This is a genomic window from Acetobacter sp. DsW_54, assembly GCF_002153575.1.
Lineage (GTDB): Bacteria > Pseudomonadota > Alphaproteobacteria > Acetobacterales > Acetobacteraceae > Acetobacter > Acetobacter fabarum.
Window position 1 is genome coordinate 51064 of the sequence record NZ_JOPD01000017.1, and the last position, 22371, is coordinate 73434.

Genomic DNA, 22371 nt, shown 5'->3' on the forward strand with positions numbered 1-22371 from the left:
CTCTCCCTGCGCTGTTATGGCCGTCAAAACACTCTTTTACGGCCCCTGAGATTACATCTGGGCCCCGATCATCCATGGGACCATTTCCTCGTTACCAACATTGAGGGCTTCGCTCTTGCTGTGCTCCCCTGACGCCATGCGGATAATGAAGTGAAAAATCTCTTCCCCCATGTCCGTCACGCTGGAATGGCCATCCAGAATACTGCCGCAGTTGATGTCCATATCATCCTGCATGCGGTTATACATGGTGGTGTTTGTTGCGATTTTGATGGTAGGGGCAACGCGGGATCCAAAACAGGAGCCTCGGCCAGTTGTAAACGCCAGCAGGTTTGCCCCGCAGGCAATCTGGCCCGTAGCGCCCATCGGGTCATATCCGGGAGCATCCATAAACAGTAACCCACGCGCATCAATAGGTTCGGCGTAGTGGTAAACGCCCTGTAGCGCGGTGGAACCACTTTTTGCGACCGCACCCAGAGATTTTTCCAATATGGTTGTCAGCCCTCCTTTTTTGTTGCCAGGGGTGGGGTTGTTATCAATGCTGCCGTGCTCGCGCTCTGCGTATTGTTCCCATCCGTGGATGATATTGACGAGTTTTTCGCCAATATCACGCCGTGCTGCCCTACGGGTTAACAGGTGTTCTGCCCCATAAATCTCCGGAGTTTCGGTCAGAATGGCTGAACCACCCTGTGCGACCAGAAGATCAACCGCATGCCCCAGAGCAGGGTTTGCCGTAATGCCCGAATACCCATCCGATCCACCGCACTGCAAGGCAAGGACCAGATGCGAGAGCGGGAGGGCCTCACGCGTGATAGTGTTGATTTCGGGAAGGATTTTTTCAATCGCGGCTATCCCGGCATCTACGGTCTTCTGCGTTCCGCCTTCCTCCTGCATCACAAGGGGGATCAGGCGTGTACCGGGGTTTACATTCTCGGCCATGAATATGGCGTCCATCTGGTTTGCCTCACACCCCAGTCCGATCACAAGAACTGCCGCAAAGTTGGGGTGCACCACATAGCCTCCAATTGTCCGCCGAAGTTGCTGAAGGCCTTTCCCCTTTGAGTCGATACAGCACCCAAAGCCATGTGTGACAGGAATAACCCCATCAACATTAGGGTAGTGCTCAAGAATATCTGACCGAACAAAGTGTTCGGCAATTTTTTTGACAGTTGTGGCAGAGCAGTTAACCGTGCTGACAATTCCTATAAGGTTGCGTGTTGCTCCCCGGCCATCCGGGCGCAGGTATCCCTTAAAAGTCAGGTGCTCGGCTGGTTCGGGCGAGGGTTTTACCCCTTTGCCAAACGCATAATCCCGCGCAAAATCATGCCCCATAGACAAGTTTTGGATGTGCACATGCTGGCCGGGAGCAATATCCTGCGTCGCAAACCCTATGATCTGACCATATTTGTGTACGGGATCACCGCACTGGATTGTTCTTAAGGCAATTTTGTGCCCTCCCGGTATTTCGGTCGCAGTGCGCACCCCGTCGGTTCCTTCGAGCAGGCTGCCCGCAGGCAGGGCCAGCGTGGCAATGGCGACATCATCCAGCGGATTTAATTTTATGATGTTGGCAATCGTGGACATTTTTCTAACCCCGGTTTGAATTCTCCATCTAATTTATAAGGAGGATTTCGAATTGGGTGGGTTGAAATCGTCGCACCTGTCTGTCAAAGTTTTTTCACCAATCTCAGAGCAGAAGTTCCAGATGCAACGCCGCATTCCCCCCCTGAACACGCTTTACGCGTTTGAAAGTGCCGTCCGGCACGGATCATTCAGCAAGGCGGCTGAGGAGTTGCTGCTGACAAGAAGTGCCGTGAGCCACCGGATCAAACTTCTGGAGGAACTGGCGGGCTTTGCTCTCTTCCATAGGCAGGGCCGTGCATTGGTTCTCAGCTCCGCTGGGGAGGCGTATATTACGGTTGTAAGGCATGCGCTGGATGCGCTTGAGGATGTTAAGCTGCCCCGTCTGGCCAATAACATTGAGGCCAGCATCACAATCAGCACACCACCGTCTTTTGCCCGGCTGATTCTGTGGCCCGCAATACAGGGTTTTCAGCAGGAACACCCCGAGGCGCAGATCAGTATTGAACTCAGTTCTTCCGGGCTGGATGTCAAAGCCGAAGGGGCGGATATTTATATTCGGTTTGGAACAGGCAACTATCCCGGAATGAAAAGCCTGATGTTTATGAAGTCAGATATTTTTCCTGCCGCAACATCAGATTTTATAAACCAGCATCGTCTTTTTGCACCTGCCGACCTGGAGCACTGCACTATGCTAAGGAGCCCTCTGGAACCATGGAAGCCGTGGTTTATGGCCGCCGGGCTGCCTTGGTCAGAACCTGTAGAGGGGCCTCATTTTGGTGATTTTGCCATGATGTACCAAGCCGCACGGGAGGGCATGGGGGTAGCCCTTGTGCGTGCTGCATTGCTTGAGCACTTTGACCCCGGAGCAAAACTGATCCCCGTCACCCATATTCGCGCGACCCCCGCATATGGGTATTATATCGTTTACCGCGAAGATGCCGCGGAGCCTAAGAGCAAGCATCTGCTCCTTGAATGGCTGGTTCAGGATAGGCGTGCCTAGGTTCAGGGTTTATGAAGTCAATATTTGAACTGATAGAATTGTGAAGGTCGGGGGTTATGCAGGGTAGCGGCGTTGGGGTCCTTGATAAGTATATGGCGCTGCAAAAGCATCTGGCAGGTGTCTCCAAGGGTTTGACGGCACTGGAGCTTGCGCGGTTGACGGGTATGGACCGTGGTACGGTCCACAGGTTGTTAAAAGCGATGATGCACTGGCGGCAGGTGGAGGCGGAACATGGAGTATACCGCCTTGGGGGTGGCTGCCTGCTACCAGCAAGTGCCTACCTGACACGCCTGCCCCTACGGCGGATTGCGCTGCCATACACCATTGATTTGCAGAATGTTATTGCGGATCGGCCTGCCATTGTCTCTGTCGCCCTGCCCGTGGGGGACCAGATTGTGCTGATCGAACGGATGTGGACAGCCGCAACCCCCTTTAATGTTGTTGCGGATCTGGATGACAAATTTGCCATAGACAGCTGCACCAGTGGACGCGCCATTCTGGCAACCTACCCCGAGGCGCAGGCGCGCCAGACAGTGGAGGATGAGCGTTACGAGCGGGTGCGCCCCAGACTGCTGGAGGTTGCTCAGGCTGGCGGATATTCTTTTGGCCATAGCGAGCAGCGCAAGGGTTTATCCTCTATGGGGTATCCAATCCGCCGGGGGCAGGATGCGGCTGTGGGTGCGCTGGTCATAGCGGGGTTGGAGATGGATGCAGTGTTGCAGGTTTCTTCCCCTCTGGCGCGGCATTTGCAGCGGGCCTGTGGGGGTATTGCCGAACAACTGTTTGGTTGACCGCACGGGGCATTATTCTTCCAGCAGTTTGAGCAGTTTTGCCTGTTGTACCTTGCCATAATGAGAGCGCGGCAGGTGCGGTACAAATAATATCTGTTTGGGTACCTTGTGGCGGGAAAGCTGTTTTTTGCAATGCAGGATCAGCTCATCCGCTTCTAGCTCGGTATTGGCATGCAGGACTATGGCGGCACAGACGCGCTCCCCCCATTCGGGGTCGGCCGCACCAAAAACATGGGCCTCTGCAACCCCGCGGTAGGAGAGCAGGCACTCAACAACTTCGGCTGGCTGCACGGACATGCCACCAGAGCGAATAATCTCTTTGCTGCGCCCCACAATTTTAAGCATATGGGTGTTGCCCATAATGCCAAGGTCCCCTGTGGCCAGCCAGTCATCGTGTAGCACGGAGGCTGTTTTTTGGGGCTGTTTCCAGTATCCCGCCATAAGGTGAGGGCCGTGAATTTCAACTTCCCCAGCATGGGGCTGCGTGCTGTGCGCGTTTAAGCGGGCCTGCACGTGCTGTAGGGGAAAACCGACAGCTCCAGCGCAGGTGCCGGCTTTGTGCAGGGCGGCAAGTTCTGGTGCTGGCAGGTAAAAGCTCCATGGTGCTTCGGTCATGCCGTACAGAATACTCAGCCGGGGGCCAAACAGATGCATGGCTTTTTCCAGCGTTTCGGGCGGCAGGGAGGCCGCGCCAACATCCAGAGAACGGAAAAAGGGAAGGGGGTTCTGGTTATTGGTAATGGTGCCATGTGCTTGGGCGTGCTGCACCAGACGGGCAATCTGTGTGGGTACGAGCGAGCTGTAGGCGGCATGTGTTGTCTGGAGGAGGGGCAGAAACGTGGACGGATTAAAACGCCCACCCAGCACGACCGTTCCCCCGTGGCACAGATGCGCCAGCACGGAAACCGATGCAATGGGCCACAGGGGGCGGACATTAAGCAGCACATCCCCCGCAGATGTCGGGCGGGCCTGCCCGATATTGCTGACAATGGCAGTCAGGCTACCCTGTGTGTGCATAACAGCTTTTGGCTGGCCCGTTGTGCCTCCAGTATAGTTGAGGGACGCCAGCGTGGAGGGGGAGCCACCGGCCAGCGGGGCCGCCGTATGTGCGGTTATGGGCTGCCATGTGGTGGGGAGCGGAACACTGGTGGCACCCCCCGCCTGCTGTGCCAGTTCTGCATGAATGGGGTCGTGGAGCAGAATGGCAATTTCGGCATCGGCAATTTGGTTGCTCAGTTCCTCAACAGAAAGGGAGGGGTCAAACGGCACGCGCACATATCCGCAGGCCATGCTGCCGTAATCCGCAATCAGATAAGGGATGCTGGCATCAGCCAGAATGCCAACCCGCGCGCCGCAGGCAATGCCCCGTTCTGCCAGAAAGGCCCCAAATCCCTGTAAAGCCGCGTTTATCTGCCAGAATGTAAGCTTCTGGCCTGTGGCGGGTTCATGCAGGGCGAGTGTTTCTGGCCAGCGGGAAGCCGCGTTGGAAAAAAGCTGTTGTATGCTCATGCTCTTACCATCCGCTCAAAATAATGCGGCCATTGACCTGCCGTGCCTCCAGCAGTGCATGGGCCTGAGCCGCCTGGGTAAAGGGCATGACACGGTCGATCTGGGGGCGAACAAGGCCAGAGGCGATCATGGCCAGAGACTGGCTGACCTCGTCCAGCGTGGCGCTGCCTGAGCCCTGTACACGTAACCTGCGCCCGATAAGCAGGCCGGGCGAAACTTCAACAGACCCCGGAGCAATGTTGCCCAGCACCACAATACGCCCCCCCATGCCCGTTGCACGCAGGGTCTGGGGGAGAGTGCTGCCCAGATTTTCCATGGCAACATCCACGCCCTTCTTGCCGGTTTTGTTCCACACCTCGGCGCTGTAGTTTCCATTCCGTGCAACCACAACGGAAGAGGCTCCCAGTTCTTCCAGCCTGCTGGCTTTTGCACTGTCCCCGGTTACGGCAATGACGTGTGCCCCAAGTGCGCGGGCAATCTGGATCTGGTGCACGCCCAGCCCGCCACTGGCACCATTGACCAGCACGGTCTCACCCGCAGTAAGCCCGGCCTGCGAGATAAGAGCCCGCATGGCGGTGCCAATGGGGCAGGAGGCAAGGGCCGCCTGCTGGAAGCTCACATTATCCGGTATGCGAATGGCAGATACCGCAGGCAGGCGGATATACTGGGCATAAGCACCTTCTGTATCCACGGCGGGGAGGGAGACCGCGCGGCACAGGTCTTGCCGCCCTCTCAGGCAGTCGCGGCACTGGCCGCAAAAGCGGCGTTGATAGCCTGTTATGCGGTCCCCGACCTGAAGAGTGCTGACTGCGGCACCGGTTGCCACAACACGCCCTGCGACCTCATGGCCAAGAATAACCCCCTTGGGAGCACCTGCCAGTTTGCCCGCCCTGTGCAGCAGGTCATGGTGGCAGACTCCGGCAGCTTCCACCTGCACAAGCACATCATGCGGGCCTGCTACGGGGGTTGGTACCTCCTCCACCCGGAGTTGAGATGGACCGCCAAAGTCCGAGAGTATGATCGCTTTCATGCCGTAGTCCCTCCATAAATGTTCGAATTACGAACTCATAGACCAAAATATAAACTTTTTATATTCCACATTGAAAATTGTTGCTATGGATAAATTAACGACTCTGAATCATGTTTTAAAACGGAATACACCATGATAGATAGTGCTATACAGTCCGGTGTCCTCACCATCACCCTCAACCGCCCTGACCGGTTGAATGCGCTGGACAGCCACGACAAAGCCGCCTTGGGCCGCGTCTGGCGTGAAGCACTGCGTGATTCCACAGTCAGAGCCGTGGTGTTGCACGGTGCGGGTGAGCGGGCCTTCTGTGCCGGGTCGGACCTGAAGGAAATCGCAACAACGCAGCAGGTCGCCACAACAGATGTTCTGGCCTCCTGTATTCCCGGTGTGGCGGAGGATTTTACAAAACCAGTTGTTGCCGCACTGCACGGCCATGTCATTGGGTTGGGAATAAGTATAGCCATGTATTGTGATTTTCGGATTGCGGCACCACAGACCTCTTTTCGCTTTCCTGAAGTCGAGCATGACATGCTCTCCGGGTTTAGCGCGGTTGAACTGCCCTCCCTGATCGGGGAGGCCGCCGCACTGGATATTATGCTGACCGGTCGCACCTTTGGTGCGGAAGAAGCACAGCGCATGGGGCTTGTTTCCTCCCTTGCGCAGGACCCGCTGGCCGAGGCCACAGCCCTTGCGGCCCGGCTGGCAGCACTGCCGACATCCGCCATGGCATGGAGCAAGCGTTTGCTGCTGGCCGAGCGGCGTACCCGACTGGACAGGCATTATGCACTGGTTGATCAGGCCAGGCTGGAAGTGGGCCGATATGAACAATGATGGCCTGACGCGTGCCGGGCAGACTGAAGGCGCTGTTTTTCGCCGTGTTGCATGGCGTTTGATGCCCTTCCTTTTTATCTGCCTTGTTTTTAACTGGCTGGATCGTGTGGCCGTTAGTTTTGCCCATTTGCAGTTTGGCGCGGACCTGCACATAAGCGATACGGTTTTTGGTCTGTCTGTCGGTCTTTTTTCAGCGGGTTATCTGCTGTGCGAGATTCCCAGCAATCTGGTCATGGAACGCTGGGGAGCGCGGAGAACGCTTGCCCGGATCATGATCTTCTGGGGGTTGGTGACCATTGGTATGGCGTTTGTGCAGGGGGCGTATTCCCTGTACGTCGCGCGGACTTTGCTGGGTATGGCGGAAGCTGGCTTTTTCCCGGGGGTTATCCTGTACCTGACTTACTGGTTCCCCAGTGCATACCGGGCCCGGATTACGTCACGCTTTATCATGGCTATAGCGGTTTGCGGCATTGTGGGCGGGCCAAGTGCAACGTGGATCATGACCCATATGGCCGGGGTCTGGGGGTGGCATGGGTGGCAGTGGCTGTTTCTGCTTGGTGGGCTGCCGCCAGTTATTGCCGGGTTTGTGGCTTTTGGCTGGCTGGCGGACAGGCCAGCCGATGCCCGCTGGCTCGGGCGTGATGAAAAAAACATCATTCTACAGGCCATGGTACGCGAACCGTCTTCTGTCGTGCGGCCTGTTCGGGCATCGCTTGCCAGTGCTTTTTCCAACCGTACGCTGTGGCTGTTATCCCTGAGTTACTGCCTGACCATTACGTGCACCGGCAATGTGGTCAATTTTTGGGTGCCCTCTTTGTTGCGTGCCGCAGGGGTGCAGAACCTGCAGCAGCTTGGGCTGCTCAGTGCTCTGCCGCATGGCGTGGGTATTGTGGCCATGCTTCTGGCTTGCCAGCATTCTGACCAGCAACAGGAGCGACGCTGGCATTTTGCTCTTGGTGGTGCTCTGGCCATGGCCGGCATGCTGGCACTGCCATGGATGGTGCATGGCACCATGAGCACAGTGTTTTTTCTAACCATCATGGTCGCAGGGTATCTGATTGCCACAGCAATTTTCTGGAGCATTCCAGCAAGCCTGCTGCCTGCACAGGACCGCGCCATTGGCTTTGCACTGATCAACTGCTGCGGTCAGGTCAGCAGCATGCTTGTTCCGGTTTTAATTGGTTTTCTCAAAACCCGGTTGGGCGGGTTTGAGGTCGCCCTGAGTATTGTCAGCCTGTTTGTCGGGCTTGGAGTGGTTGTGCTGCTGGCCATGACGGCCCGCACGGCACGCCTCCCGGCCTCTCCTTCTCATTCGATCGTGGATTCACACTCATGACAGATTATGTTCATATTGCCCGCACGCTTGCCCCGCTTGTTGCCGAAGATGCCTCCCAGCGGGATGCGGAGCGGATCCTGCCATTTGCCATTTTTGAAAAAATCGCCAGTTCAGGCCTTGGTGCCGCTCGTGTGCAGAAAGAACTGGGTGGGGGAGATGTCAGCCAGAGTGCCGTGGCTGAGATTTTTATAACTCTGGGCAAGGCAGACCCCAATGTGGCGCAGGCTCTGTTCCCGCATTTTATCAATATCGAGCAACTCAGGCTTATGGCCGAGCCGGATGCACAGGCGCGTTATCTGGGGCAGATCGGTCGCGGTATTATCAGCTCCGGTGCCGTGGCTGAGCGGAGCGGGAACTTCCGGGGGGAAATCCATACCCATATTGCGCATGTCGATGGCAAAACAGTCTTGCGTGGGCGCAAATTTTACAGCACCGGCTGCCTGTTTGCTGATCTGATCAAGGTGCAGGCGGTGGATGAGGCGGGCAAGGGAATTTATGTCATGCTCCCCAAAGACACACAGGGCCTTGTGCTGCTGGATGACTGGGACGGAATGGGCCAGCGTACCACAGCCAGTGGTGTAACGGAGTTCCATGATGTTGTTCTGTCGCCAGAGCAGATTATTCCCACAGGGCATTGGGCAGGTCGGCGGAACTACGTAGGGGCCTCCGCACAGCTTATCCATTGTTCCATTGATGTGGGCATTGGGCTGGCAGTGCTGGATGATGCTGTTTACTGGGCCAAAAACCACACTCGTCCTTTGCGTGAAAGTGGCGTGAGCAGAGCCAGTGATGACCCGTACATTCTTTACGCGGTAGGGGAAATTTCCGCTCGTGTCAGAGCGGCGGAAGCATTGGTCCGGCGTGCGGCCGAGTATGTGGAACAGGCTGCCCGTGCCCAGCTGGAGGATGTCCGCCATGGGCGGAGCACAACAGCGGAAACCGAAAATCTGCTTGTTCAGTCATCCATTGCTATTGCGGAAGCCAAAATAGCGGCCACGGAAAGCGCAATACATGTTGCGCAGAAGCTGTACGATGTGGGTGGTGCTGCAACCACACAAAAACCGTTCAACTTTGACCGGCACTGGCGCAACGCACGCACACACACAACGCATGATAGTGTTGCCTACAAATACAAGGCAATTGGCAATTTTCTTCTTAATGGGGAGCCGCCTCCCATCACGTTTACTTACTGAATCAGCCATCTGGCGTTTTTTTATCTTAATACAACTATTTTAATTAGTTGTATGAAAAAGGGATCGTTTGTTATGGTTATTAAAGTTGCGAGTGGAAGGAAAGCACTCCCAATAGTTGTTGTTATGGCGGCGCTACCGGCTACGGCATATGCTGGCACGGCGGAGGAAGGCAAAAGTCGGGACCGGCAGGGGGCACATGCAGCGCCAGCCCACCAGGCTGTTGTAAAAAATGCGTCCGCAGTAAAAAAAACTGCCCATAAGCAGGATGTTTTGCAGGCATCGCCAGAGCTGATCTCGGTTGTGGGCAAACAGGAAGACCCGGTGTTGTCCGGCACCACGCGCAGGCATAGCACGGCTAATGTGCAGGTGATCAGTGCGCAGGAAATTGTAAGGACCGGGCAGAGCAACGCCATGGCTGCGCTGGAGCAGTTAATGCCTTCAGTCAGTTCCCCCTCATTCAGCGGGGTGGGGTCCAACCGTTTTATCCGTACCATGCAGTTGCGTAACCTCTCGGCCGACCAGACTCTGGTGCTGGTGAATGGTAAACGGCGGCACCTGACGGCAAACTTCAATGCCAATGCAGGCCCCAATTCCGGCACGGAACCGGCTGATCTGTCCCTGATCCCCTTAAGCGCGATTGATCATATTGAAGTCATTACAGAAGGAGCGTCGGCCCTTTATGGTCAGGATGCCATAGCGGGGGCGGTTAATATTGTGCTCAAGCACAATACAAGCGGGGGGTCGCTCAATTTCGTGGATAGCGGATATTACGCCGGAGATGGCGTGGGCGTAAACGGGTATGGAGACTACGCGATAAAACTGGGGAACCGTGGTGGTTATCTGGATGTTGCGGCGCAGGTTTCCAACCAGTTACCGACCAATCGCTCGGGCCTTTATACGGGCAGCATGTATTTCCCGCTGGCTGATGGCAGTGTGGACCCGCGCCAGACAAAGGCTGGCCGTGACTTTAACCGTCTGGAAGGGCTGGGCCATACAACAATGGAGACACTCTCCGTTAATGGTGCTCTGCCCATAACAGATAGTATTCGTGGTTATCTGACGGCCACCTACGGCCACAGAACGGTAGAAAATCAGGTGACCTACCGTAATCCGGCCAATAACAATACGGTTCGAGCACTCTACCCGGATGGTTTTATTCCGCTCATGGGCATGACCGAAAATGACTTTCAGGTTAACGGCGGCGTGCAGGGCACAACCGCTGGGTTTGACTGGGATGGCTATGTAACCTTCGGGCGGGATGATGAGAGCTATACAACTCTCAACTCCGATAACCCGACATTCGGGCTGGCCAGCAAACGCAATTTTTATGATGGTTCGGATATTTCCACCCAGTTGGTCACGGGTTTTAAAGCATCCAGAAACTTTACGCCCTCTTTTCTGTCTCGCCCGGTAACGCTGGAGTTTGGGGGAGAGTACCGGCACGATACGTTCCAGTTAACGGCGGGGGAGTATCAGTCCTGGGCTAATGGCGGGGTCAAGGTGCTGGACGGGCCAAACGCCGGTGCCACCGCCACCCCCGGCGCATCGGGCCATATTGGGGCATCCCCCGATACAGCTAGCAACACAGCGCGCGATACGTTTGACGGGCACGTTAATCTTTCTTTTCATATTCTCCCAAAATGGGAGTGGACACTAGGTGGCCATGTGGTCAGCTATTCCAGCCTTGCCACGACGGAAACGGGCTCTGTTGGCACGCGGTATGATTTTAACAAACGCTGGGCCATTCGTGCGAATTTTAACACGGGTTATAGGCCGCCCACTCTTGGTCAGGAAAATTATTATTATACCTCAACATTTCCGACCTACACATTTGCACAGCTCCCCACCACAAGTGCTGCGGCCAAGGCGCTGGGTGGCGGCCAACTGAAAGGTGAATACTCACGCAGCTACAGCATTGGCATTGATGCGCACCCGGTGGATAATTTTACGTTAACTGCCAACCTTTACCGCATTGCCATTAACGACCGCATGGCAAACTCCACACAGTTTGGAGGAACAGCGGTGGAGAGCATGCTCAATAATCTGGGGTTAAATGGTATCCGCTACGTTCAGTATTATACCAACCCGGTTAACACCGTGACCAATGGTGGGGATGTTAATGCGGCATATAACCTGAACCTGCATAAGTACGGGCAATGGATTTTTTCTGTTGGCGTCAATTTTGCCGATACGGAAATCAGCCATTACAACAGCACGCCCTCTCAGCTTCTGGCGCTCAACCAGCCGTATTTTGATGCATATGCCCAGAACACATTGTTACACTCTTCACCCAAAAACAGGGAAACCCTTGGGATTACATGGGCAAAAGACAAATGGCTCGTGTCTTTTCAGGAGCAGCGTTACGGGCAGTTGACATATATTGCCAATCCCAGCCTTGCAGCAAAGGACTGGACAGTGGTCAAACCCGCCTTCATTACCAACTTGACAGTCAGCTACGACATTAATCCCCGCTGGTCGCTTAGTGTGGGGGCGCAAAACCTTTTTAACAAATATCCCAATCAGGTTTCCAAGGCCGGGCAGGCGTCTTCGAGCGGGGCGTTTAAATACCCGTATTATTCTGCCTATGGGTTTATGGGTGGGTATTACTTTGCAAAGATCAGCTACCATTTGTGAGGTGATGCCCCATTCATTTCATGGGCAAAAACCTTCATGCGCTATCAGAGCGCGCTGTATAATGGGTTCCTTCTGGAACTCATTAAAAGCTGTTTGATTACCAGATGTTTTTTATTCTGGGGCATGTGCCGGGTGAAGTGTTGCCCGGCACATGCTTTTTAAGCAGCCTGTTGCGCCTCAAGCGGGCAGCGCCCGGCCAGACCAGCCTGTTCCAGCTTGCGGGCCAGACTGAACAGTGCAGCCTCGCGCCCGGGAGCCGCTACCAGTTGCAGGCCCAGCGGCAGGGTGCCGGTGTTCCTGAGCGGCAGGCAGAGCACGGGCAGGCCCGGCAGGGTGATCGGCTGCGTGTACAGGCCCAGATTGGCACGGGCGGAAGCCGGTTTACCGTCAACCATAACAGTTGGGTCATCCAGTCGGGGGGCTTCGCACATAACGGCAGGGGCAATCAGCACATCCACCTGCTCAAACACGGCATGCACCTGCTGGCGGAACCAGCGGCGGAAGCGTTGTGCCTGCACATAGGTGCTGGAGGGCAGCATGGCACCCGCCAGAAGCCGGTCGCGGGTTGCAGGGTCGTATTCCTCTGCCGCTGCGCGCAGGCGGGGCAGGTGGAGCGTGCCACCTTCTGCCGCTGTAATCAGGAAGGATGCAGCCCGGGCTGTTGGTGTTTGTGGCAGTTCCACACTGCCCGACAGACCAAGATGCTGGCAGACCCGGCCTATGGCCGCAGCAAGGGCGGGGCTGAGGTTTTGTGCAAACCAGCCGCCAAGGCATGCTGCGCGCAGGGTCTGGGGTTCGGGCTCGGCTGGTGTGTCCGCCATAATGTAAAAGGCGGCCATAAGGTCATCCAGCGTTCCGGCAAAATGCCCCACTACGTCCAGACTGGCGGAAAAAGGATAAGCACCCTCCCGCGGGAGGCGGCCGAATGTGGGCTTTAACCCCCATACCCCGCAGAGTGATGCCGGTACACGGATGGATCCGTTGGTGTCTGTTCCCAGTGTGAGCGGTAAAAAACCAGCAGCAACAGCTGCAGCCGACCCGCCGGAGGACCCACCTGCCATGCGGCTTGTATCGTGCGGGTTGCGGGTTATGCCGTAATGGGCGTTGTCGGTTGCAAAACCGTAGGCAAACTCATCCATGTTGAGTGTGGCAACGGCAATGGCTCCGGCTGCGCGCAGGCGGGCCACAATGGCGGCGTCCTGCGTGGCGGGGGGAGTATTGCGCAGCACAATGGAGCCTGCGGTGGTGACATGGCCCTGAATGTCAAACAGGTCCTTGACCCCAAAAGGCACACCGGCCAGCGGGGGCAGGGGTTTGTTGCGGGCCAGCAGGGCATCCACGGCCTGAGCCTGCTCCATGGCCTGCTGCGCAAACAGGTGGGTCACGCTGTGAATGGCGGCATCATGCTGGTTGATGGTGGCCAGCACCGACTGCATGACAGAGGCCGCACTACGTTTGCCACTGCGGATGTCCTGCGCAATACCCAGTGCGCTTGCAAAGCGGGTCATGGTGTGTAGTCTCCCGCTGGTTCGCATGTGTCGGGGAGTGGAAAATCCCTTACAAGGGCCGCATAGTTTTGCAACACATGGGTGTTGGCAATCACGCCAGCAATGCAGGCCGGGGGGAGGTCAAGCTCCATGGCCTGCGCACGGGCAGCGACAAGAACCTCATCAGAGAAGGGAGGCGTGGTCATGGCATGCTCCTTTCCTTACAGTGTGGGGCGTTCGGTTTCTGGCTGTTCGGCCATGATGGACACATGGGCCGCCAGAATTTTCCAGCCATCGGGCGTGTTGATCCATGTCTGCATCTGCCGACCCGTGCGGGTAGAGCCGATGCGGCGGAATTCCAGGCTGACAACCCCCGCCTGCGTGCCAATGGGGGTTATGGTGCGGCGCAACATGGTGCGCGGGGGCGAGCCACCTGTGCGGTTGCGGCGGAAGGCGGCAATCTCTTCCGCGCCGTAAAGGTTTTCCCCCACGCCGTAGCGCACGGTCTGTGGCCCCTGCCAGAACAGGGCGTCCAGCACGGCCACATCGTTTTCGGCCAGTGCGCGTTCGTACTGGTCGGAGCAGTGCGTGAGTGCGAGGATGGTCTGGGCGTCATCCAATGTCATGCGCGTGCCGTCCTTTTGCGGGTGGCCTTGGGGTTATGGCCATTCGGCCAGTGCGGCGTCCACGGCCGCACCACGGGGCAGGGTGTGGCCCTGTGCTGCAAGGCAGGCCTCCAGCGCGCCAAGGGTCAACAGCACCTTATGTTTGACGGCATTGTACCCCATGGTGCCAATGCGCCAGATACGGCCTGCCAGCGGGCCAAAGGCCGTGCCAATTTCTATGCCAAAATCATCGCGCATGCGGGTGCGTATGGCCTCACCATCCACACCATCGGGGATCCACACACCGGTTACGTTGGTCATGCGGTGGGCATCATCCCCAAAAATGCGCAGGTTCATGGCGCGCAGCCCCGCAATCAAGCATGCACTGGCCTGTGCGTGGCGGGCAAAGCGGGCATCCAGCCCTTCTTCGAGCACAATGCGGGCGGCTTCTCGCGCGCCGTAGAGCATGGTCGTGGCCTCGGTGTGGTGGTTGAGGCGTTTTTCCGACCAGTAATCCATGACCATGGCCAGATCGAAGTAGTTGGACAAAATGCGTGCCCGGCTGCCATTGGTCGTACCTTCGCCCCGGATCCCTGCTTCCACATGGCGGCGGGCCATAATGTGTTCCGCTGCCCGGTCCGACACGGTTATGGGGGCGGAGCCGGGTGGCCCGCCCATGCATTTCTGCAACCCGCCAGAGACCACATCAATCCCCCACACATCCGTGTTAATGGCCATGCCGCCCAGCGTTGCGGTGACATCCGTGTAGGAAAGCACGTTGTATTTGCGGCAGAGTTCTCCAACCCCTTCCAACGGCTGGGCCATGGTGGTGGAGGTGTCACCATGAATGCAGGCGAATACTTTTGGTTTGTGGGTTTTTAGTGCGTCTTCAATCTGTTCCAGCGTGGCCACCTGCCCCCATGGCAGGTCGAGCGCGCAGATTTCCGCCCCGATGCGCTCTGCAATTTCGGAAAGCAGGAGGCCAAAACGCCCGGCCCGCACCAGCAGGATTTTATCGCCCGGTTCCACAAGGGAGACCAGAGCCGCCTCAATCCCTGCGCGGGCCGTGCCATCCACCAGAAAGGTCCACTGGTTCCGTGTCATGAAAATCTGACGGTACAGAGCCATGGTTTCGTTCATGTACTCTGTCATTTCCGGGTCAAACTGGCCCAGCATGTCAGCCGACATGGCGCGCAGCACACGCGGATGCGCGTTAATGGGGCCGGGGCCCATCAGCATCCGCTGGGGTGGGTCAATCTGCCGGAAAAACGTGGAACTCATGCAGAAAACTCCGTTGGTTTGTGTGCGGTTGTGGTGGCAAATGCGCGTATGAAATCCAGCATGACCAGAAAAGCCGTATGGGCATCATCATGCCGCACGGCTTCTGCGGGGTTGTGGCTGATCCCCTGATGGCAGCGCAGGAACAGCATGCACACCGGGGTCAGGGCCGCCATGACCATGGCATCATGCCCTGCACCGCTGACCAGATGGTGCGCCATCTGCCCGGTTATGCGGGTGACGGATGCCGCAAGGCAGGCTGTTAGTGCGGGGTTGCAGGGGGTGGCGGGCAGGTCGTTCTGGAGTTCAATGCTCAGGCCCACGCCGCGTTCGTCTGCAATGCTCTGCAAGGCTTCACAAATCCGGGTGGTGGCCTGGTCGCGCACCTGCGCGGTCCCTGCGCGGATGTCCAGACTGAAAGTGGTCTGGCCGGGCACAACGTTGCTGGCACCGGGGCCAACATGCAACTGGCCAACGGTTGCCACCAGATCGGGCGGGCCATTTGCACCAATGCGCTCGATGGCCACCATGGCCTGAGCGGCTGCGGCCAGCGCATCCTTCCGCAAGGACATGGGCATGGTGCCGGCGTGGCCCGCCACACCCTGTATGCTCACCTTGAAGCGATATTGCGCGGCAATGGCGGTGACCACACCAACGCCCAGCCCGGCAGCTTCCAGCACGGGGCCCTGCTCTATATGGGCTTCCAGATAACCGACAACCTGTTCGGGTTTGTAGGCTGCCTCAAGGTAGTGGGCGGGGTCCAGACCGTTCTGGTGCAGAACATCATGCAAGGTGGTGCCGCTGGCATCCACCGTGCCAAGGGGGAGGGCATCAAGCGTGCCGGCCACCGCGCGTGACGTAAGCATGGAGGCAGGGAAGCGCGAGCCTTCCTCATCCCCAAACCCGATGACCTCAATGGCAAAAGGCAGGCGCTCACCCTGAGCGGCCAGATGGGCCACGACCTCTATGCCCAGCATGACACCCAGCGTGCCGTCATAACGGCCCGCATTACGCACGCTATCCAGATGTGACCCGATAAGGAGTGCTGGGGCACCGGGGGTCTGCCCCTCGTAACGGCCGATCAGGTTGCCCGCCGCATCCGTGCGGGTGGCCATGCCTGCCTCGTGCATCCACAAGGCAACCTGTTTGCAGGTAGCCGCATGGGCAGGGGACAGATAGGCCCGAAAAAGACCGTCCTGCGTATCGGAAAAAGGGTGTGAGCCAAGATGGTCACACCGGTTGACCGGACGGGAGTCCTTTTTGCTGGCCTCTGCCGGGCCTTGGGGGAAGGGCGGGGTCGGGGTGATTGGTTTTGTCCTTAGTATACAAATGCCTGATCGGGTTTTGCCAGCGCTGGCTGGCGTAGTCTGGCAATCATAGACGGATTTGGTCCGTTCTCCCAAAAGCAAAAAAGGCAATTTCGCGTTGCAAAATTGAGCGCGGCCCCCGTGCTGAAAAAAGCAATGAGAAAGTGCTTTTTTTTATTTTGTGAGAAAGGGAACTCGCAATTATATATCGGAATCGTATCGTTTATGGGCAGAGTTTCGGAACACACCCCGCCTTAGGCAATCTGCAGGGGAACACACCGCGATAATGCCTGACCCGCCGCCCTTACCCCTGCTCCAGCTTCTGCTTTTGGGAGACTACACCATGCCTTCCCGATTTTTTCCCACCCGCCGTTCTGTCGGTTCATCCCTGACCTATCGGCAGCGCCTTGCAACCTTGACCTGTCTGGCCAGTGTTGCCGGCTTCTGTGCCAGTGTGCAGGGGGTGGGGCAGGCTTTTGCCGCCACGACCGACCAGAGCGCCCCTGTTGCAGGCAAGGTAGGGCATGCTCCGGCCAAGGCAGCGGCCCGGCATGCCCATGCCAAGCCAGCCAACAGGTCGGTGCAGGCAGGTGGGGCAGAGGAAATTTCGGTTGCATCCAATCGCACGGCCCGTTCCGGCGGTGGTGGCATGATGCGCCAGGAAGTGGCCCCCCACGCGGTGCAGACCGTGACCAAAGCCTACATCAATATGCGCAGCCCCACCTCCACACCGCTTGATCTGGTCAAGAACCTGCCCAGCCTGAATGTTATGACCCCCGACGCATCGGGGATGCAGGGCGGGTCCATCCAGTCACGCGGGCTGACGGACCTTGATATGGCGCTTATGGTGGATGGTGCACCGGCGGCAGCGGCCAAATACATGACCGAAGATATTGATTCGGAAAACCTGGATGAAGTCAGCGTAACCCCCGGCAGTGCCGCGCGTGACCTGCCGGTTATGTCTGCGGCAGGCGGGGTCATGAATTCGCGCACGCATCTGCCGTCCGAAAAAATGGGCGGCATGGTCGATTTTTCCTACGGCACCAACAACCTCTCGCGCGAGTTCATTCGTCTGGAATCCGGCGAGATCGGCAGGACCGGGATCAAGAGTTTTTTCTCGTTCTCCAACACGCATGACCGGAGTTGGATGGGTGCTGGCACCAACCAGCGCAAGCACATCGACTTTGGCGTGCGCAAGGACTGGGAAAACGGGTCCAACGCCCACCTGTTCCTGTCCTGGAACTCTGAAGACTTCGTCATCGACAACTACCCGACTGCCGAGCAGTTCTACAAATACAAGCATACGGGCGATGGCTATGGCCGCTCTGCCAGCTCCAAGGATGTTAACTACTGGCGCAACAATAATGACCACTGGAACCAGATTTTTCTGACCGCTCCTGTGCATATTGTGCTGCCCAAAAAGCTGACATTCGACATCCAGCCTTATTTCAGCTTTGGGCAGGGGTGGGATGCCTCCCCCGGTGGGGTAGCCGGCTATAACAACCCTGTGACGAATAGCGTCGTAGGTGGGAACTATGCGTCAACGGGTCAGGCCGTGCCGTCTGGCACCAACATGACCAACTACTTTTTGGAAAATGAAGCACGACAGGTCGGTGTGGTTGCCAAACTTGGGTATGATATTGATAAGCACAACCACCTGAGCTTTGGTTACTGGTACGAAAACAACCAGACCATTCAGTCCTATCCAACCGCAACAACCCTGGCCAATGGGGCCGCCTCCGGCCCTACTGCATCCGCACATGTGGTTGGTTCCACTTTTGGCCAGACCGCAGGGTATGAACTGCACTCGCTATTCATCCAGAACCAGTCGCGCTACCTGAACAACCGCCTGCTGATCAATGCCGGGTTCAAGTTCGTTATGTCCAACACCTGGAATAATGGCTGGATGGGGAATACAAACCATCCGACCGGCTCCAACTCTGGTGCGAATAGAACTGAGCCTCTGCCGCAACTGTCCATCAGCTACCAGATTAACGAGAACAACCAGATTTACGTGAACGCGGAAGGCGATTACCGTCAGCCAAGTGCCACCGATCTGGGCTGGACATACGCGGGCACGCCAATTCCCAAAAATCAGTATTCCATCAAAGAAGAACTGGGTTACCGCTACCACAATAAATACGTTATGGTTGACATGTCTCTGTTCAACTACAACGTCAAAAACAGGCTTGTTGACCAGTACGTGGGTATGAACAGCTTTAGCCCCATGTCCATTGGCAGCCAGACCATGCGTGGGTTTGACTTCATGGTCGCGGGCACGTCCTACCATGGCTTCAGCCCGTATGCGTCGGTCGAGTATCTGCACGCCACGCAGGATAGCAACGTGTATGATCCCAACGACAACACGATGATCCACTCCAAGGGCACGCAGGCCATTATGGCCCCGCGGGTTATGGCAAACTTCGGTCTGACCTATACATATAAAGGGTTTTTTGCGAACGGTTCCGTGCATTACACCGGCCCGCAGTCTGTTGCCATTGCCAACGACCAGCGTATTCCGGGGTATGTGACCAACACGCTCTCGCTCGGGTATCACTTCAAGCCGTTTGGTTTCCTCCAATCGCCTACGTTCAAGCTGAACTTTACCAACCTGACCGGGTCTATCGTGCGCACGGGTGCCATGGGCGCTGTTTACCGGGGGAGCGACCTGAACTCGCACCCGGTGTGGAGCGGCAGCGGCAGCAACACGGGTGGATTGGGTTATGGCAACTCGTTCATGGTGGAACCACGCTTTACCATGGTAGGTTCTGTCTCCACGTCCTTCTGATCAGTTCACCAGCGCACCCGGTTTTGCCGGGTGCGACAGGAGTTTGCATGTCACGCCGCACTTTGCTCACAAACATAACCAGACTGGTGTGTATGGATGACGCCCGCACCGAACTGGAAAACGGGTGGGTTCTGGTAGAAGGGCGGCAGATTGTGGCGCTGGGTGGGGGGCAGGTTGCACCCCCGCCCGGCGCTGACCACGTTATAGACCTGCAAGGCCATGTAGTGCTGCCGGGTATGGTGAACACCCACCACCATATGTACCAGTCGCTCACACGGGTTATTCCGCAGGCACAGGATGCCTCCCTGTTTGGCTGGCTTAAAACGCTCTACCCGATCTGGGCGGGCCTTACGCCGGAGATGGTGCAGGTCTCCACCCGCACGGCCATGGCGGAACTGCTGCTTTCAGGCTGCACCACAACCAGTGACCATCTTTACATCTTTCCCAACGGATGCAGGCTGGATGACCAGATAGAAGCCGCCTTTGCCATGGGTATGCGCTTCCATGCCTGCCGTGGTGCCATGAGCGTGGGGGAGAGCAAAGGGGGCCTGCCGCCCGATGCGCTGGTGGAGCGTGAAGCCGATATTCTGCGCGACACACAACGCCTGATCGAAACCTACCATGACCCCGAACCCCTTGCCATGCTGCGGGTTGCGGGCGCGCCGTGCTCGCCTTTTTCGGTCAGCCGGGAGCTTATGCGGGACATGGCAACACTGGCCCGTGCCACAGGCACCATGCTGCACACGCATCTGGCTGAAAATGATCATGATGTCAGCTACAGCCGCGAGCGCTTTGGCCAGACCCCGGCAGAATATGCTGAAACACTGGGCTGGGTCGGGGCCGATGTCTGGCACGCGCACTGTGTAAAGCTGGACGCGGATGGCATGGCTCGTTTTGGTCGCACGCAAACAGGTGTGGCGCATTGCCCGTGTTCCAACATGCGGCTGGCATCGGGGATAGCCCCGGTGCGGCAGATGCAGGCAGCAGGTGTGCGTGTGGGGCTGGGGGTGGATGGCTCCGCCTCCAACGATGGGGCCAGCCTGCTGGGTGAAACACGGCAGGCCATGCTGCTCTCCCGCCTGCTCCCCGAAACCCCGCAAACACCGGGGATGATGAGCGCGCGGGATGCACTGGCCCTTGCCACGCGGGGTGGTGCGGCCGTGCTGGGGCGGGATGATATTGGCCAGATTGCCGTGGGCATGGCGGCGGATATTGTCGCGTTTGATGTGCGCGGTCTGGCCCATGCCGGTGCCCAGACCGACCCGGTAGCAGCCCTTGTGTTCTGTTCCCCCACGCAGGTTTCCATGAGCATGGTTAACGGGAATGTTCTGATACAGGACGGATACTTTGCCCGGCTGGACTTGCACGGGCTGGTGGCGCGGCATAACCAGCTTGCTGCGCAGTTGTGCGCTGGGGCGTAGGGCTACCCATACAGGTGTTTTACCAGTCAGCTCCATCCGGCGCAGCTGCCTGAGCCGTGCTGGCTGCGTGTCAGTTCCGCGTCGCCAGCATATTCATCCCTGCCTGTTTTTCCCAGCCTGCAGAAGCCTCCCGTTGGGGGGGGAGGCTTTGTGGTCGTGGGGTTAGGCGGAAGGGATCTCCTTCCGGGAGGCATGCAGGGTTTTATTGAGCTGCTCTGTATCCAGTGCGTTTTCCCACCGGGCCACGACAATGGTCGCCACGGCGTTGCCCACAAGGTTGGTGAGCGAGCGGCACTCGGACATAAACCGGTCAATCCCCAGTATAAGCGCCATCCCCCCCACCGGCACACTTGGTACAACGGACAGGGTGGCCGCCAGTGTAATAAAGCCTGCCCCTGTCACCCCCGCAGCCCCCTTGGAGCTGACCATAGCCACAAGCAGCAGGGCAAGCTGTTCACCAAAACCCAGATGCACGTCGGTTGCCTGCGCAATAAACAGGGCTGCAAGGGTCATGTAGATATTGGTGCCATCAAGGTTGAAGGAATAGCCCATAGGCACCACCAGCCCCACAATGCCCGGCTTGCACCCGGCCTGCTCAAGCTTGCTGATAAGCCCCGGCAAGGCTGATTCGGACGAGCTGGTGCCCAGCACAATCAGCAGTTCTTCCTTGAGGAACATCAGAAGCCGCAAAATGCTGAATCCCGCCAGCCGGGCAACAATACCCAGAATAACCAGCACAAACACGCCTGCGGTAAAGTAGAAGGTCAGCACCAGCCCCAGCAGATGTACAATGGAGCCAAGGCCAAACTTGCCCACGGTAAATGCCATGGCCCCAAATGCACCAACTGGCGCCAGATACATAACCAGCCGGACCACGCCAAACACCATTTCCGTCAGGCTGCGGAACAGGTTCAGAACCGTCTCCCCCGCCTGACCCATCTGCGCCATGCTGATGCCAAACAGAATGGCGACCAGAAGCACCTGCAGGATCTCGCCCGAGGTAAAAGCCCCCGCCGTGGTGGAGGGAATGATCTGGAGCAGGAAGTCGGTAAAGGAATGGCCGTGCGCTGCCTGCACAAACTGCTCAACGGAGGCGCTATCCAGGCTTTGCGGGTGGATGTGCATGCCAGCGCCGGGGCGCACGATATTGGCCACCACCATGCCCACAGCCAGTGCCAGCGTGGAAAAGCACAGGAAATACAGCATGGCCTTACCCGCCACGCGGCCGGTCTGTTTAAGGTCTGCCATGCCTGCAATGCCGGTGCTGACCGTCAGGAAGATAACCGGCGCAATGACCATTTTGATCAGTTTGACAAACCCGTCTCCCAACGGTTTGAGCAACGTTGCAACGGAGGGGAACAGAGCGCCGACAAGAATACCTGCCGCCACGGCTGCGAGAACCTGAAGATAAAGGAACCGCTGGTGTGAGCTGGATAGGGGAGCAGTAGAGGGAAGCACGCTGGTTATCTTTCTGTTTTTATTGTTTTTGTTTTGGCGTCCGCAATGGGCGTTGGCGAAAAGTTATTCTGTTATATCAAGCCTCTCGGTGTAAGCAGGGGGTAGGCTACTCCCACTTGTTG

General features: G+C 57.4%; 17 protein-coding genes. 8 read left to right on the top strand and 9 right to left on the bottom strand.

Annotated elements, in window-relative coordinates:
- Positions 1–51 precede the first annotated feature (51 nt).
- Complete coding sequence (locus tag HK20_RS08265) at positions 52–1581, bottom strand: UxaA family hydrolase (RefSeq protein ID WP_086646593.1); 1530 nt, start codon at positions 1579–1581, stop codon at positions 52–54.
- A 121-nt stretch (positions 1582–1702) separates the two neighbouring features.
- On the opposite strand from HK20_RS08265, the gene HK20_RS08270 reads away from it, so the two are divergent.
- Positions 1703–2581: a LysR substrate-binding domain-containing protein gene (locus tag HK20_RS08270; RefSeq protein WP_086646594.1), complete on the top strand. Its 879-nt coding sequence runs from the start codon at positions 1703–1705 to the stop codon at positions 2579–2581.
- 92 nt (positions 2582–2673) lie between these two features.
- Positions 2674–3372: an IclR family transcriptional regulator gene (locus tag HK20_RS08275; RefSeq protein ID WP_198943902.1), complete on the top strand. Its 699-nt coding sequence runs from the start codon at positions 2674–2676 to the stop codon at positions 3370–3372.
- 12 nt (positions 3373–3384) lie between these two features.
- Here the strand turns inward: HK20_RS08275 and HK20_RS08280 are convergent, their stop codons facing one another.
- Both HK20_RS08280 and HK20_RS08285 read right to left on the bottom strand, forming a co-directional pair.
- Positions 3385–4881: a class I adenylate-forming enzyme family protein gene (locus HK20_RS08280; protein WP_086646596.1), complete on the bottom strand. Its 1497-nt coding sequence runs from the start codon at positions 4879–4881 to the stop codon at positions 3385–3387.
- Between the two features lie 4 nt (positions 4882–4885).
- Complete coding sequence (locus tag HK20_RS08285) at positions 4886–5911, bottom strand: alcohol dehydrogenase catalytic domain-containing protein (RefSeq protein ID WP_086646597.1); 1026 nt, start codon at positions 5909–5911, stop codon at positions 4886–4888.
- Positions 5912–6043: 132 nt separating this feature from the next.
- On the opposite strand from HK20_RS08285, the gene HK20_RS08290 reads away from it, so the two are divergent.
- From HK20_RS08290 to HK20_RS08305, 4 genes are all read left to right on the top strand, one after another.
- Positions 6044–6742, top strand: a complete 699-nt coding sequence (locus tag HK20_RS08290; protein ID WP_086646598.1) for an enoyl-CoA hydratase/isomerase family protein — start codon at positions 6044–6046, stop codon at positions 6740–6742.
- Positions 6732–8078, top strand: a complete 1347-nt coding sequence (locus HK20_RS08295; RefSeq protein WP_086646599.1) for an MFS transporter — start codon at positions 6732–6734, stop codon at positions 8076–8078. The genes HK20_RS08290 and HK20_RS08295 overlap by 11 nt, the downstream gene beginning before the upstream one ends.
- A complete protein-coding gene (locus tag HK20_RS08300) occupies positions 8075–9271 on the top strand; it encodes an acyl-CoA dehydrogenase family protein (RefSeq protein WP_086646600.1) in 1197 nt (398 codons plus the stop codon). Before HK20_RS08295 ends, HK20_RS08300 begins: the two co-directional genes overlap by 4 nt.
- Positions 9272–9394: 123 nt before the next feature.
- The gene (locus HK20_RS08305) at positions 9395–11905 is read left to right on the top strand and encodes a TonB-dependent siderophore receptor (RefSeq protein ID WP_086646678.1); all 2511 of its coding nucleotides are present in this window, start codon (positions 9395–9397) and stop codon (positions 11903–11905) included.
- 158 nt (positions 11906–12063) lie between these two features.
- Here HK20_RS08305 and HK20_RS08310 read toward each other — a convergent pair whose 3' ends face one another.
- The 5 genes from HK20_RS08310 to HK20_RS08330 are packed head-to-tail and all read right to left on the bottom strand — an operon-like array spanning position 12064 to position 16582.
- Positions 12064–13413, bottom strand: a complete 1350-nt coding sequence (locus HK20_RS08310; protein WP_086646601.1) for an AtzE family amidohydrolase — start codon at positions 13411–13413, stop codon at positions 12064–12066.
- Positions 13410–13598, bottom strand: coding sequence for a DUF4089 domain-containing protein (locus HK20_RS08315; protein ID WP_086646602.1), 189 nt, complete (start codon positions 13596–13598; stop codon positions 13410–13412). The genes HK20_RS08310 and HK20_RS08315 overlap by 4 nt, the downstream gene beginning before the upstream one ends.
- Positions 13599–13613: 15 nt before the next feature.
- Positions 13614–14018: an oxalurate catabolism protein HpxZ gene (hpxZ, locus tag HK20_RS08320; protein WP_086646603.1), complete on the bottom strand. Its 405-nt coding sequence runs from the start codon at positions 14016–14018 to the stop codon at positions 13614–13616.
- A 33-nt stretch (positions 14019–14051) separates the two neighbouring features.
- Positions 14052–15278, bottom strand: a complete 1227-nt coding sequence (locus HK20_RS08325) for an alanine--glyoxylate aminotransferase family protein (protein WP_086646604.1) — start codon at positions 15276–15278, stop codon at positions 14052–14054.
- Positions 15275–16582 (bottom strand): allantoate amidohydrolase, encoded by a 1308-nt coding sequence (locus tag HK20_RS08330; RefSeq protein WP_086646679.1) that lies wholly within the window; start codon positions 16580–16582, stop codon positions 15275–15277. Before HK20_RS08330 ends, HK20_RS08325 begins: the two co-directional genes overlap by 4 nt.
- A 343-nt stretch (positions 16583–16925) precedes the next feature.
- Here HK20_RS08330 and HK20_RS08335 point away from each other — a divergent pair, with 343 nt between their 5' ends.
- Together HK20_RS08335 and HK20_RS08340 are read left to right on the top strand one after the other, a co-directional pair.
- Positions 16926–19370: a TonB-dependent receptor gene (locus HK20_RS08335; RefSeq protein WP_086646605.1), complete on the top strand. Its 2445-nt coding sequence runs from the start codon at positions 16926–16928 to the stop codon at positions 19368–19370.
- A gap of 47 nt (positions 19371–19417) precedes the next feature.
- Positions 19418–20791: an 8-oxoguanine deaminase gene (locus HK20_RS08340; RefSeq protein WP_086646606.1), complete on the top strand. Its 1374-nt coding sequence runs from the start codon at positions 19418–19420 to the stop codon at positions 20789–20791.
- 162 nt (positions 20792–20953) lie between these two features.
- Here the strand turns inward: HK20_RS08340 and HK20_RS08345 are convergent, their stop codons facing one another.
- Entirely contained in the window at positions 20954–22249 is a 1296-nt protein-coding gene (locus HK20_RS08345) for a dicarboxylate/amino acid:cation symporter (RefSeq protein WP_086646607.1), read from the bottom strand.
- Positions 22250–22371 lie beyond the last annotated feature (122 nt).

What these genes read in the sequence shown, in the direction of transcription:
- HK20_RS08265 (WP_086646593.1), bottom strand. Translation starts at nt 1,581, where the DNA reads ATGTCCACGATTGCCAACATCATAAAATTAAATCCGCTGGATGATGTC.
- HK20_RS08270 (WP_086646594.1), top strand. Translation starts at nt 1,703, where the DNA reads ATGCAACGCCGCATTCCCCCCCTGAACACGCTTTACGCGTTTGAAAGT.
- HK20_RS08275 (WP_198943902.1), top strand. Translation starts at nt 2,674, where the DNA reads ATGGCGCTGCAAAAGCATCTGGCAGGTGTCTCCAAGGGTTTGACGGCA.
- HK20_RS08280 (WP_086646596.1), bottom strand. Translation starts at nt 4,881, where the DNA reads ATGAGCATACAACAGCTTTTTTCCAACGCGGCTTCCCGCTGGCCAGAA.
- HK20_RS08285 (WP_086646597.1), bottom strand. Translation starts at nt 5,911, where the DNA reads ATGAAAGCGATCATACTCTCGGACTTTGGCGGTCCATCTCAACTCCGG.
- HK20_RS08290 (WP_086646598.1), top strand. Translation starts at nt 6,044, where the DNA reads ATGATAGATAGTGCTATACAGTCCGGTGTCCTCACCATCACCCTCAAC.
- HK20_RS08295 (WP_086646599.1), top strand. Translation starts at nt 6,732, where the DNA reads ATGAACAATGATGGCCTGACGCGTGCCGGGCAGACTGAAGGCGCTGTT.
- HK20_RS08300 (WP_086646600.1), top strand. Translation starts at nt 8,075, where the DNA reads ATGACAGATTATGTTCATATTGCCCGCACGCTTGCCCCGCTTGTTGCC.
- HK20_RS08305 (WP_086646678.1), top strand. Translation starts at nt 9,395, where the DNA reads ATGGCGGCGCTACCGGCTACGGCATATGCTGGCACGGCGGAGGAAGGC.
- HK20_RS08310 (WP_086646601.1), bottom strand. Translation starts at nt 13,413, where the DNA reads ATGACCCGCTTTGCAAGCGCACTGGGTATTGCGCAGGACATCCGCAGT.
- HK20_RS08315 (WP_086646602.1), bottom strand. Translation starts at nt 13,598, where the DNA reads ATGACCACGCCTCCCTTCTCTGATGAGGTTCTTGTCGCTGCCCGTGCG.
- hpxZ (WP_086646603.1), bottom strand. Translation starts at nt 14,018, where the DNA reads ATGACATTGGATGACGCCCAGACCATCCTCGCACTCACGCACTGCTCC.
- HK20_RS08325 (WP_086646604.1), bottom strand. Translation starts at nt 15,278, where the DNA reads ATGAGTTCCACGTTTTTCCGGCAGATTGACCCACCCCAGCGGATGCTG.
- HK20_RS08335 (WP_086646605.1), top strand. Translation starts at nt 16,926, where the DNA reads ATGCCTTCCCGATTTTTTCCCACCCGCCGTTCTGTCGGTTCATCCCTG.
- HK20_RS08340 (WP_086646606.1), top strand. Translation starts at nt 19,418, where the DNA reads ATGTCACGCCGCACTTTGCTCACAAACATAACCAGACTGGTGTGTATG.